Source organism: Hwangdonia sp., assembly GCF_048381975.1.
Lineage (GTDB): Bacteria > Bacteroidota > Bacteroidia > Flavobacteriales > Flavobacteriaceae > Hwangdonia > Hwangdonia seohaensis.
In genome coordinates, this window is record NZ_JBLWYT010000004.1 from 1 (window position 1) to 12,283 (window position 12,283).

Sequence of the window (12,283 nt, forward strand, 5' to 3'; positions counted from 1 at the left end):
TGAGAACATCGTCTTTTGAAGCGTTGACATGCTTTTTGATAATGTGTCGCGCATCGTGATAAGCCAATGTCATGGCCGAACCCGTAACGGATGTTTCGGTATGCGTGTTGGCCACGTATGGCCCAATATCGTTAAGCAGTTTGTCTTCTATGGATTTGTACAGTCTTCCGCTAGCGGTCCAATCGGCGTAAATGATTTTCTTTTGGCCGTATGGCGATTCAAAGGTTTGGTTTATGCCAATGATCTGCTCTCTGAAAGGCCTGAAATAGGCCTCGAGATTGGATGTGCTTGGTTTACTTTTAATAATATTTTTACAAATATTAGCTATTAAACTCATGGTATTTGACTTTAAAAAAGAACCGCTTTGAAACCAACTGGCACCAAAACGATTCTTAACACTAAAACAATCTAGATTAATTAAGCCATTATAGGCTTAATTAAATTTTTAAGGAGTTAAATAGATCTATAAGCTTATCGCTTGATGGCCTAGGCGCATTTGCAGAGACAATATGCCCTTGGGGATCGATAAGGATAAACCTTGGGATTCCTCTGATGGCATAATCATCAACAAATTGAGATTTAAAATTATTATCAGCTAATAATTGTATGCCTCCCAATTCTTTATCCGCAATCATTTGTTTCCATTTGTCACGGTTCTGAGCTACATCAACTGAAATACTTACGAATTCAATATTTTTATTGTGATAGGCTTTTTCAACCTTTTTTAAGAATGGAATTTCGGCTTTACAGGGGCCGCACCAAGTTGCCCACACGTCAATATATACATACTTCCCTTTTAAATCATCTAATGATGTTGTTCCCCCTGCATAATTTTCGTAATGCGTAAATTTTGGGGACAATTTGCCTTTAGCTAAAACCGTAGCCATGTATATTTTATCTTTATAATTCCCGATAACATAATTATTTATGCCTGCAATCTGCTTACTTTGCTGTGCCATAAATGTAGAATCTGAATCCTTTAAGTTGTTTAATAAGCTTTTCATATCGGCTACAATACCATCAACTTTTTTATCAAAAGCCGTACTGTCTAAATCATAAATGGAAAAATCATTAAGCAACTGCTCTTGTAATAAGGCTTTTTGCGCTAAATAATTATTAACCTCTGCACCTACACCAGAATATGTAATAGTTTCATCAAATTCATTGGTATCCAATGTTATTTGGAGGTCAAACCCGTTTTTTAAGTATACAGATGTTTGCTCTTTGCCGTCAAATAAAGAATAGCTCCCCGTTTCAACCTTAAGGGTGTCCTTAAACGTGCCATCAGCATTTACATTAATTTTTTTAGTATAGGATCTCGAACGAACCACTAATGAGTCCGAATTTTTATGGCTAATCGTTCCTGATAAGGTAACGTAATCTTTTTGTTCCTTCTTACAGGATACAATAGCCATAGCGATGGCCAATACATAAATTAGTTTTTTCATTTGTCTGCTTATTGGTTGTTATTTATTAAAATTTGAAACTCCTGTTTTAAGCCAGTTATAGTATTCATCAACGTCTGGTGTATAGCCTATAGGGTCTATTAGGTCATTTTCATTGTGATCCATCAGCACGTAAAAGGGCTGCGAATTGGTTTTATATTTTATAGTTTGCAATTCACTCCATTTCTGTCCGATATATTTTAGTTTCTTTCCAGGTTTTAATTTTGACTCTATAACTTGATCGACCTCAAGTTTTCTTTTGTCATCTACATACAAAGAAACAAGCACCACATCATGCTTCAATTTTTCCAAAACACGAGGTTTTACCCAAACATTCTGTTCCATTTTTCTACAATTTACACAAGCATGCCCTGTAAAATCAAGCATGACTGGTTTGCCTACCTTTTTGGCATAGGCCAAACCCTTCTCGTAATCGTTAAATGCCAAAATATTATGGGGTGGCATGAGGTGCGCGCCTTCTGGAATACTACGTTGTTCATTTGCAAAAACATTTCCAGAACCTGATTGGGTATTACCTACACCATAAGGTGATTCGCTATAATGTTGTGGCGGTGGAAAAGCACTTATCAAATTTAGTGGCGCTCCCCAAAGTCCTGGTATCATATAAATGGTAAACGATAATACGATTAAACCCAAACCAAGTCGTCCAACGGAAATATGTGTTAGTGGCGAATCGTGCGGCAACTGAATTTTACCGAATAAATAAAAGGCCAATGCCCCAAAAACAGCAATCCATATAGCGATGAACACCTCGCGCTCAAGCCAGTGTAACTGTAATACCATATCGGCATTGGATAAAAACTTGAAGGCCAAAGCCAATTCCAAAAACCCTAAAACCACTTTTACTGTGTTTAACCAACCGCCAGATTTTGGCAGTGAGTTCAACCAGCCCGGGAAGGCTGCAAACAGAGCAAATGGCAAAGCAATAGCTAATGAGAATCCAAGCATACCAACAATGGGCCCCACTTGACTTCCACCGGCTGCTGCTTCAACCAAAAGTGTTCCAACAATAGGTCCTGTACATGAAAATGACACAATAGCTAAAGCCAATGCCATAAAGAAAATACCAATGAGCCCTCCCCTACCAGCTTGGGAATCTACTTTATTTGCCCATGATTGGGGAAGCATTATTTCAAAAGCACCTAAAAACGAAACGGCAAATATTATTAGTAAGAGGAAGAAAATTAAGTTAAACCAAACATTGGTTGATAAGGCATTTAAGGCATCTGCGCCAAATAATAAGCTCACTAAAATACCCAACAGTACATAAATTACAATAATGGACAACCCGTAGATAATGGCATTTTTTATCCCTGCGGCCTTGTTTTTACTCTGTTTCGTAAAAAAGCTTACCGTCATAGGAATCATGGGGAATACACAGGGCGTTAACAATGCTGCAAACCCAGAAAAGAATGCTATGAAAAATATACCCCAAAGGCTTTTATCCGAACGGGGCTTCTTTTTTCGGTCTACCTGATCAGCTTGTACCACATTATTTTCTGAAGTACTTTTATTTTCAGAAGCTATTACTGCGTTATCTGTAAGATCAAATGTTAAGTCCACCTCTGTTGGTGAAGAGCATCGTTCATCATCACAAATCATGTACTCAACAAAGGCGTTGAGCGTTTTTTTATCTCCCAATATTTCAACTTTTTGCGTAAATGTTGCTGTGTTTTCAAAATATTTTATTTTCATTTTAAACACAGGGTCATCCACGATATGCCCTTCTTCTTCAACCGTATTTCCTATTAAAGTAAACGCGCCCCCCTCGTCATCATAGGTAAACGTGGTTGGAATAGGGCCATCATCTGGCACATTTTGGGAATACAAATGAAAACCTGAGGGTATTACAGCCTTTGCAATGACTTTGAATTCTGTATCTGAAATTTTTTCGGTCGAAGTACTCCACCGAACATCTGGAATCATTTGGGAAGCTCCTGAAAAACTCAAAAGAGAAACCAGAAGCAGGGTTATTAGTTTGTTCATTACGAAAATCTTTGCTTTTTAGTTTACAGAAAACACTAAATCTACTTCCTTTGGAGGCAGACAATTAGTATCGTTGCACACCATAAACTCTACGGTTGCATCCACCTCAAAGGTTTCTTTGGTTTTTAATTTAATGCGTTGTTTAAACTCTGCTTTTTTGTCGAAGTATTTAATCTCCATTTCAAAAACCTTATCGTTAACGGTATGCCCATTGGCTTCTTTTGTATTGCCTTTTTTTAAATAGTCTTTGCTGCTCTTAAAGGTAAAGGTTGTTGGAATGGGGCCGCCATCCGGAACGGTTTGGGAATATAGGTGCCATTGATCCTGAATGGTTGCGGTTGCTATCAGGTCATACTCGGTGTCAGATATCTTTTGAACCGATGTAGTCCACTTTACGGGATCGTGTATTTGTGAAAAACCACTAAAACTTAGTGACAGTAATAAAATTAAGATTATTTTTTTCATGGCATTAATTACATTATATTTTTTTCTATCATTTGAAAAGGGTTGTTACAAAGAGCAACAACCCCCTTGGTGTCTTTCTACTTTTTAGCTGAGTGACTAATTCAAATTAAAACAAAGTTTAGTGAAAGACAAATACCCTATCTTATTGTTAATTTTTGGGTTTGATTACCACCTCGTAGGTATCAGCATTTTCTAATACTTTCTTGGTAAACTCCTGGATATCATTAATCATAATATTATTTACGATATTTTCGAAATTCTCTGGGTTATTCATGTTATAGCCTTCTCTAAAAAAATTTGTAAGCAAGCGCATGTCGTACCTATTGTAATCTTGTTGCTGTTGTCTTTCTTTCAAATAATTTGTGGTGGTTTTATCAAGATCAACTTGATTAATGTCGCCATTGGCAATTTTTCTTAATTCATTATGGACAATTGCCACCAACTGATCGACCTTGTCTGGGTTACAATCAAAAGACACATAAATCATAGCTTCTTCAACCGGTTTTTTTGAAAGGTTGACAAACACACCTGCACCATAGGTTCCGCCTTCTTGCTCTCTTAGGGTTTCGGTAAACCTTAATTTTAAGATATCGCCCGTAGCCTGCGCAATGAGTTTATTTTTTAAGCTATAATCCAAATTGTTCTTATAAGCTATTTTTACAGAGCTTTTCGGGTCCTCCATTTTTAAGTACACATCTTTATCAATGGATTTACTGATCCATTCAACCGAATTATCCTTCCAAGCTTCTGTATTGTTATTTGTTGGAATGCTTGCGATATACTTTTCCAGTAAGGGTTTAAGGGTTTCTTTTTTTAAATCTCCAACTATAAAAAACTCAAAATCGGAAGCATTGTTAAACCTATCTAAATAGATTTCCTTTATCTTATCAAACGAAATTTCGCTTATATATTCTTTAGTAAACAAGCGTTTTTTAGGGTGGTTTTTACCGTAAAGGGCAATGGTAACGCTATCCTTTATTTTTTCGTTAATATCATTACTTCGTCTAATGACGTAATTCTCTAAATTACCCACTAACACCTTAAAAGCATCTTGATCAAAACGTGGTTTTACAAATCGTAGATGCACCATCTGTAACATGGTTTCAACATCTTTTGTTACGGAAGAACCACTAATGCTTTCCGTTAAACCTGAAATATTAATACCTGTTGATGCTGTTTTGCCCGCCAACACCTTACTTAAATCGGTAGCGGAGTAATCGCCTAATCCAGATCGTTGCACCACAATACTTGTATAATTAGCTGAGGGCAAATAGGCATCTTCAAGCAAAGACGTGCCGCCATAACTTACTGCATTCAGCTTCACATCGTTTTTGTTTTTGTCTGCGAATTTATAATGTACGGTGATACCATTACTTAAAACAAAGGTGGTGGCACCTATCGATTCATTAAAGCTTTCTTCTGTAATTTTACCTGCACTAATGTCTAAATCAGACATGAGTGTCTTTCCTGAAAAGCCATCGGAGTATGCAATAAGACTGTCATCGTTTTCTACAGCTTCAATAATGTCTAAAGCAGCTTCTTTGGTTAGGTTATTATGACCTTCAACCCCTGTTACTGTTAAAAATCTATTTTTATCTGTGTATAATTGTTTGAGTTTATGGTGAATGTCTTTTGGTGTTAAACCAGTCATAATGGCTTTGGCCAATTCGTATTCTTTAGCTATGTCTGTCATAGTTTCATTCTCTAAATAATTTTTTTGAATGATAGACACAATAGCACCATGGGCTTTATCGTCTTCTTTACTTATTTGGGTTTCATAATAGTTTTTAAACTGGATTATGGTACGATCCATCTCCTCTTTTGTAAAACCGTGCTTTACAGCTCTGTTAATTTCTTCCAAAGCTGCTTTAAAAGCCTTGTGTTGTTCGTTAGGTTTTGGTGATATGGTTGTACTAAAGGCTTTGGTAGATCTTGAATTATTACCATAACTTATCCAAGCACCTAAAAAAGGAGCGTCTGGTTTTTGGGTAATTTCTTTAATTCTATCAGAAAACATGCTCGTAATCATGTTTTCCATTAAGGCTTCTTTCAAATCAGCTACCGTTTCATCTTTTAAAGACTTAGGGTGCCTGATGCCAAAACTTATTTGGGCTGTTGTTACTTCCTTGTCCATGGCCATATTAAATAACATGTCCTTGTTATCAGGAATATTAACGATAAAACGCTCTTTCGGATTTTCAACTTTTGGGATTTTTGAAAACAGATTTTTGATTTTCCCCTCTATAACGTCTACATCAACATCACCAACTATAACTATAGCTTGCAGATCTGTTCGGTACCAATCGTGATAAAAATCGCGCAAGGCTTTATATTCAAAATTGTCAACAATATCCATTAAGCCTATTGGTAAGCGTTCAGCGTAAATGGTATGGTTAAACATGGTTGGAAGCGATTGTTGTAGTATTCTCATCCTTCCAGATTGTCGGGTACGCCACTCTTCTTTTATTACACCACGTTCGGCATCTATTTCTTCATCAGTCAATAGTAAGTAATTAGACCAATCGTGCAACACCAACAAACATGTATCGATTAACTCTGGTGTGGTGGGAATGTTGTTCATGTTATATACAGTCTCATCAAAAGATGTATATGCATTAATGTCTTTCCCGAAAACCGCGCCCTCTTTTTGAAGGGTGTTTAATATCCCTTTACCCTCAAAATTTTCGGTACCATTAAAAGCCATGTGCTCTAAAAAGTGCGCCAACCCCTGTTGGTCGTCGTTTTCTAATACGGAGCCTACATTTTGGATAATATAATAACTTGCTGCATTTTTAGTGACATCTGTATTATATATATAGTAGGTTAATCCATTTGACAGGATGCCTTTCTTAATTTTGGTATTTACTGGTAAAGGTTGGTTTAAGTTTTGTGCTGTAGCACTAAAACAAAAAACAACAACTAATAGATGTAATAAGTTACGATTCATTTTACGTTTCATTTGCTTTATAGTTTAATTCTATTGTGTTTATAATTAAGTCGTCATTTATTATCTTTACCCTTACTTAGGGCTTGTTAAAACTCTCTTAAAAAAAATTGATTTAACAAATAAGAATTTAATGCTGTAAAACTATTTAATAGATAAAATAAAAGCATAGGGAAGATTCCTTATTTTCCTCGTTTCGGGATGTTAAAAAATTTAACAAATCCACGGCAGGCGTGATGTTAAAACTATAAGGGTTCTAAGACTAGTGTTTAAAATATAAATGCAGTATTAAAAATAAATTGGGATCATCTTCAAAACTACTTCGGATTTTAGTGAAGGTTGTTAAACCCTTTTGCATAAGCTTCAAACTCTGCTTTTAGCTGTTTCACTAAAAGTTTTTTTTGGGATTTTTTACCTTCAATTTTCGCAAGCCAAGATATCCTTGAATTTTCATCATCTATACTTTTGGTAAAAATGGCTATCTCAGCATTTTTTATACCCTTAATCAATGATGCCTTGTTAATTTTGATGACCATAAATTTATTAACCAAATCGGTTTGGACTATCGTTTCTAAACGTCTATTTCCGTTTGCAAAACGAATTTCCCTTTTAACATCAGAAGGATTTTGATCAATTGATTTAATAGATTTCACATAACCATTTGAGTGTTTTACCAACTGTTGGTTATCGTTAATCAAACGCCACAAATCCCCTTTAGAAGCATTTACAATGGTATTGATTTCTACATCCCAAACAATTTTTTTTGCAGCTGCCATTTGCGCTTCTACACGATTTGCAGCAAATAGATTAAATACAACGAAAAATAATATTACCACTTTATTCATCTTAATCATTTTTAATTATACCCTTTATTTAATCTTTCATTAAAGGTGGTGTCACTAACCTTTTTTCGGCAGCTTCTTTTCTCAACCGCTTCTCCTTTATTGCCATAGCTTCCGACTCTGCCATTTTTCCTTGGCGTTTTAAAACTCTTTTTCGCAACTCCGCCAATTGTATTTGAGTGAATAATTCCGGATTTTTTTCTTCAATTAAGTTGGCCCAATTTAATACTTGACCATATTGATTTTCTTGATTAGAATTTACAATATCATTTGCGGCTTCTATTACAACATAGCTCTTATTGATAATCCTATCATCTGTGAAAATGGCATCCACTTTTTTGGAGAATTCATCCCATTCATTAGAAGCTGCTAACTCAATAAGTCCCAATTTCACCAACAACACGTTTGAATAACTGTTTTCTTTTTTCAATAATTTCTTAATTGATTTTGAGATTTGTTTAGCATCCTTAATACCTTTTTTGGCGCTATACGCTTTTTTAACTCTATAAACAGAAGAACTAAAAACCTGTTGAAAATATCGATTTACTTCTTTGGTTCCATATTGTTCTTCTAGTTTTCGTTTATTCCTATATAAATATGAAAAAGCTTTAGATGATGGGTTATTCAAATATTTTACAACCAATTCCCAATGATGTTCATCAAATAATAAAGACTTTTCGAGCGAATCAAAATATGCCTTTGAAACTATACTCATTTTATCAGACTCATAGGCTTTCTTCAAAGCTTTTAGATAGGCTATTGCACTTGTTTCGGAATACCCAGAGGATTCAAACTTTCTTGATAGAGCATATATGGTGTTTTCTGTATTAAGGGCATTGTTAGCTTCATTTATAAACTCTTTTACACCCATGCTACCAACAATTTTATGAACCACTTCACCATCTCCATTAATAAATAAATACGTGGGGTAGGCACTTATCCCATATTTATCTTTTAAAGTAATTCCCTCACCTTTTTCCATATCGTACTTGGCATTAATAAAACGCTTGTTAAATAAATCTGCCACTTCATCTCTTGAAAAAACGTCCCTGGCCATAACTTTACAAGGAGCACACCATGAAGTATAGGCATCAAAAAAAATAAGTTTATTAGATTTTTTTGCACTTGCTAGATGTGATTTCCAATCTGTTTCGATAAATTCAATTTTACGGTTTTGGGCTATGGTTGTCAACCCAATTAAACAAACTATTGTAAGTATTATATTTTTCATAATGGTTTCGTTAAAAAATTAGCCAGATAGCATATGGTTCTGTAGCAAAACTATAAACTAAAGTTCGATAAGGTTTAGGGAAGATTCCTTATTTATAGGCTAACCCATTACTAAAAGAAAAGAAGGTAGTATATTTATAAAACTAGGAATTAAGCTTGCGTTTCTTCAAAACAAACTTAATGATGAGTAGGGCAATTATCAGAACAACCGCGATAATGATGTATGTAGTCAACATTGACCCTGATTCATTTTTAGATGGAAATGCTGGTTGAAGCTCAGCCCAAGCTACAGCCTCCTTAGGAATAATGGCACCATCTTTACTCTCAATTTTTGTTGCAGGGAATAGCTTAGCCGCTTTTATAATTTTTGTAGTGTCCTGAACTTGTAATGTATCTTGTATACTTGTTAAAATGGTATTCATTCTTCTTATTATAGAATCACAAAAGTAATTTTTTTTAAATGATATTTCCTTAAAAAAAACTTAAGCCTCTAAATTATTTGTTTTTTGATAATTATTTAAGTCAGAAAGTTGGATATAATTACATAGGCCAATAAACATTTAAGACCATAACCAAAGATATAATTAAGAAAAAAATAGGTTTACAAATCCATTAAGACTTTCTAAAAGTGTAATTTAATGTTTTAGAAAGCCTTACAATAGATTCTAATTAGTTTTTTTTAGGTGTCATTCCCGTCATTTTCATCATGGGAACAGTATGTATTTTCGTGCCAGCAGCTTCGGCTTGTTTATCTGCTTTTTTAGCAGCTAATTCAGTTAATTCTGCTTCTGTTTTATTTCCTAGTTTGGCCAATGCTTTACTTTTTGCAGTTAAAATAGCTGCTTTATGCTCAATTCTGGTTTCCTTCGCATCTGCAATATTTAACCAAACTAAGGCCTTTGCCCAAGCACTTCCACTCGTGTAAGTATTTACTATGTTATTTGCAAAGTTTACTATATCGCTAGAGCTTTCGGCTAAATTAAACTTCACTATATGGTCTAAAGTTGCTAAATACTGATCTTTATCTTCCAATCTTTTGTATTTGTTGGCTAATAATTTTCCTAATAAAACGGGGGCTTTTTCATAATTTGAGGTTTGTAAAAAATTAAGTAAATTATCCTCTTTGTCGGTTTCAAATGGTTTATCTCCATACCAATAAGACCAAGCTTGAATTTGTTTATCTATGGTTTTGTATAGTTTATTTTCCACCTCGTTTTCATCCACTACTTTAGTTAAAGTCGCTTTGTTGGTTACTAAATACTGAAACCCTCTTAACGTAGGATCGCTCATAAAGTGTTTTATAATATTCCAGTTTTCTACCTTTAATAGCTCTTCGTTAGCCAATGAATTTAAATAATTGGCAGAAACCTTGCTCTCTAATTCCTTATGATAGCCCAATCGTAAGGAAACTAAATAATTGTACATAAATGCAGCGTCTCTTTCGCCGGCATCAAATCTTTTTTGCAGATTAGTTGCCATTAAATCTTCATTGGTAGCATGTTTAGAATACTCTAAAAATTCTTTTGCGCCAAAAGCTCCAACAACACGGTGCACCATATCACCGTTTGGGTTAAAGTATAACAAGGTTGGAAATGCTTTTATATCCCAATCTGTCTTTAATTCGATACCTTCACCTTTTTCCATGTCCATTTTAACACTAATAAAATTGTCATTAAAAAAATCTGCTACAGCTTTATTAGTAAACACATCGCGATCCATGATTTTACAAGGCCCACACCAAGTGGTATAAGCATCTACAAAAATGGGCTTATTCTGCTTTTTTGCCAGTCTTAACACTTTTTTCCATTTTGCCTGTTCAAGAAAGTTTATGCTACTTTCTTGTGCTTTGGCCCATGTACTTATTAGGATAGCAATGGAAAACAATAGCGTTCTTGACTGTATTTTCATAATTAATATTTATTATCGATAATTATTTAGGGTTTTGAACTAACACTCCTCCTGATAAATCAATCTCTCTTTGAGGAATTGGAAATACTTTCTCATTTTCCGTAAGATCAGGGTTTCTCAGTGGTCTATTGGTTCTAATAAAATCAAAACGACCGCGGCCTTCAAAAGCCGTTTCAATATACCTTTCGTTGTATAGCGCGGTCAATAATTCCTCTTTAGTTGCAAAATCTGACACATCAACAGGAGACAACCCACTTCGTTCTTTTATTTTATTTAATAAGGCAACACTTTCGGTATTTACCCCGTCAATTTGTGCCAAGGCTTCAGCTTTGTTCAAAATAACCTCTGCTAAACGAATTATTTGTATATCGTCTCTTTGCTCTGGATTATTGAATTTAAAGGTTGTTTTCTCATTAGCCGTAGTAGGGTTCGTTATATGTGGATTCCCTTCAAAAATCAACTCCGTTCGTCTTTTATCTGACGCATCCATGGAGTTTATAAAATCGGCATCTACCCATATATATTTATTGTAGTAATAAATGCCGTGTATCCCATATTGAAAATTACCTCCGTTGGAGCTTACTGGGAATCCAAAAATAACCTCGTCACTAAAATCGGAAGTTGTTCCTTCTTCATTTAATGGAAATAAATCCAATAATTCGGTCTCTAATGTATAGTTAGTGTTGGCCAACACGTCATTTGAAGCCTCAACACAAGCCTGATAATCTCTTTTATAAAGCTGCACTCTAGAAAGTAAAGCTTGAGCCGTAGCTTTAGTGGCACGAACACGTGTTTTAATATTATCTCCATGATTCTCTGGCAAATCTACTAAGGCTTCAGTTAAATCCTTAATAATTTGAGCGTACACCTCTCCATTGGTGTTTCTAGGTATTAACTCCGACGGATTAAAGCCATTATAAGGCATCAGTTGCAGCGGCACACAAAGACCATCAAAATTACCTGTTAAACCGCCATACCCGTAAAAAGACAGTAAGGCCCAATAAGCATAGGCTCTATTAAACTTTGCTTCGGCAATATGTTGTAATTCTTTAGCTTCATCATAATTCCCAAAAACAGGAACTTTATCTATAAAAACATTGGCTACATTAATTACTTCATAATACTCTATCCAAATATTTTCGACTTCTTGATCTGTTGCGTCAAGATTTCCTCCAGAGTATTTATAATATGAAGATGTTTCAGGCAGGCCAACGTAGGGTAGCGAGGCGTCTGGGATAACATGTGTTGCTCCTGACGATGCTAAAAAAAGCTTATAATAAACATCTGATAAAGCCGCTTCTGCATTTTCAACATTTGCAAAAACATCCTTTTCTATTAAAATGTCCGTGGGTGCTAAATCTAATCGGCTATCGCATGAAATGAATCCTAAAAAGAATACAAATGCTACTATTTTTATATGTGTGTTTCTCATGATATTATAA

At 34.9% G+C, this 12,283-nt stretch carries 9 protein-coding genes and 1 pseudogene; all 10 read right to left on the reverse strand.

Going from position 1 to position 12,283, the window contains the following annotated elements; translation table 11 throughout:
• Positions 1 to 337, reverse strand: a pseudogene (locus ACN5J7_RS08225) (selenocysteine lyase); the annotation flags it as partial.
• A gap of 100 nt (positions 338 to 437) precedes the next feature.
• Complete coding sequence (locus ACN5J7_RS08230; protein ID WP_418603522.1) at positions 438 to 1,448, reverse strand: TlpA family protein disulfide reductase; 1,011 nt, start codon at positions 1,446 to 1,448, stop codon at positions 438 to 440.
• A gap of 18 nt (positions 1,449 to 1,466) precedes the next feature.
• Positions 1,467 to 3,452 (reverse strand): protein-disulfide reductase DsbD family protein, encoded by a 1,986-nt coding sequence (locus ACN5J7_RS08235; RefSeq protein ID WP_418603523.1) that lies wholly within the window; start codon positions 3,450 to 3,452, stop codon positions 1,467 to 1,469.
• An 18-nt stretch (positions 3,453 to 3,470) separates the two neighbouring features.
• Positions 3,471 to 3,917: a protein-disulfide reductase DsbD domain-containing protein gene (locus ACN5J7_RS08240; protein ID WP_418603524.1), complete on the reverse strand. Its 447-nt coding sequence runs from the start codon at positions 3,915 to 3,917 to the stop codon at positions 3,471 to 3,473.
• A 148-nt stretch (positions 3,918 to 4,065) separates the two neighbouring features.
• Positions 4,066 to 6,876, reverse strand: coding sequence for a M16 family metallopeptidase (locus ACN5J7_RS08245; protein ID WP_418603526.1), 2,811 nt, complete (start codon positions 6,874 to 6,876; stop codon positions 4,066 to 4,068).
• Between the two features lie 314 nt (positions 6,877 to 7,190).
• Positions 7,191 to 7,706: a hypothetical protein gene (locus ACN5J7_RS08250; protein ID WP_418603527.1), complete on the reverse strand. Its 516-nt coding sequence runs from the start codon at positions 7,704 to 7,706 to the stop codon at positions 7,191 to 7,193.
• 28 nt (positions 7,707 to 7,734) lie between these two features.
• Positions 7,735 to 8,934, reverse strand: coding sequence for a thioredoxin family protein (locus ACN5J7_RS08255; RefSeq protein WP_418603528.1), 1,200 nt, complete (start codon positions 8,932 to 8,934; stop codon positions 7,735 to 7,737).
• Between the two features lie 142 nt (positions 8,935 to 9,076).
• Positions 9,077 to 9,355, reverse strand: a complete 279-nt coding sequence (locus ACN5J7_RS08260; protein ID WP_418603529.1) for a hypothetical protein — start codon at positions 9,353 to 9,355, stop codon at positions 9,077 to 9,079.
• 247 nt (positions 9,356 to 9,602) lie between these two features.
• The gene (locus ACN5J7_RS08265; protein ID WP_418603530.1) at positions 9,603 to 10,841 is read right to left on the reverse strand and encodes a thioredoxin family protein; all 1,239 of its coding nucleotides are present in this window, start codon (positions 10,839 to 10,841) and stop codon (positions 9,603 to 9,605) included.
• A gap of 22 nt (positions 10,842 to 10,863) precedes the next feature.
• Positions 10,864 to 12,273, reverse strand: a complete 1,410-nt coding sequence (locus tag ACN5J7_RS08270; RefSeq protein WP_418603531.1) for a RagB/SusD family nutrient uptake outer membrane protein — start codon at positions 12,271 to 12,273, stop codon at positions 10,864 to 10,866.
• Between the last annotated feature and the right edge of the window lie 10 nt (positions 12,274 to 12,283).

What these genes read in the sequence shown, in the direction of transcription:
- ACN5J7_RS08230 (WP_418603522.1), bottom strand. Translation starts at nt 1,448, where the DNA reads ATGAAAAAACTAATTTATGTATTGGCCATCGCTATGGCTATTGTATCC.
- ACN5J7_RS08235 (WP_418603523.1), bottom strand. Translation starts at nt 3,452, where the DNA reads ATGAACAAACTAATAACCCTGCTTCTGGTTTCTCTTTTGAGTTTTTCA.
- ACN5J7_RS08240 (WP_418603524.1), bottom strand. Translation starts at nt 3,917, where the DNA reads ATGAAAAAAATAATCTTAATTTTATTACTGTCACTAAGTTTTAGTGGT.
- ACN5J7_RS08245 (WP_418603526.1), bottom strand. Translation starts at nt 6,876, where the DNA reads ATGAAACGTAAAATGAATCGTAACTTATTACATCTATTAGTTGTTGTT.
- ACN5J7_RS08250 (WP_418603527.1), bottom strand. Translation starts at nt 7,706, where the DNA reads ATGAATAAAGTGGTAATATTATTTTTCGTTGTATTTAATCTATTTGCT.
- ACN5J7_RS08255 (WP_418603528.1), bottom strand. Translation starts at nt 8,934, where the DNA reads ATGAAAAATATAATACTTACAATAGTTTGTTTAATTGGGTTGACAACC.
- ACN5J7_RS08260 (WP_418603529.1), bottom strand. Translation starts at nt 9,355, where the DNA reads ATGAATACCATTTTAACAAGTATACAAGATACATTACAAGTTCAGGAC.
- ACN5J7_RS08265 (WP_418603530.1), bottom strand. Translation starts at nt 10,841, where the DNA reads ATGAAAATACAGTCAAGAACGCTATTGTTTTCCATTGCTATCCTAATA.
- ACN5J7_RS08270 (WP_418603531.1), bottom strand. Translation starts at nt 12,273, where the DNA reads ATGAGAAACACACATATAAAAATAGTAGCATTTGTATTCTTTTTAGGA.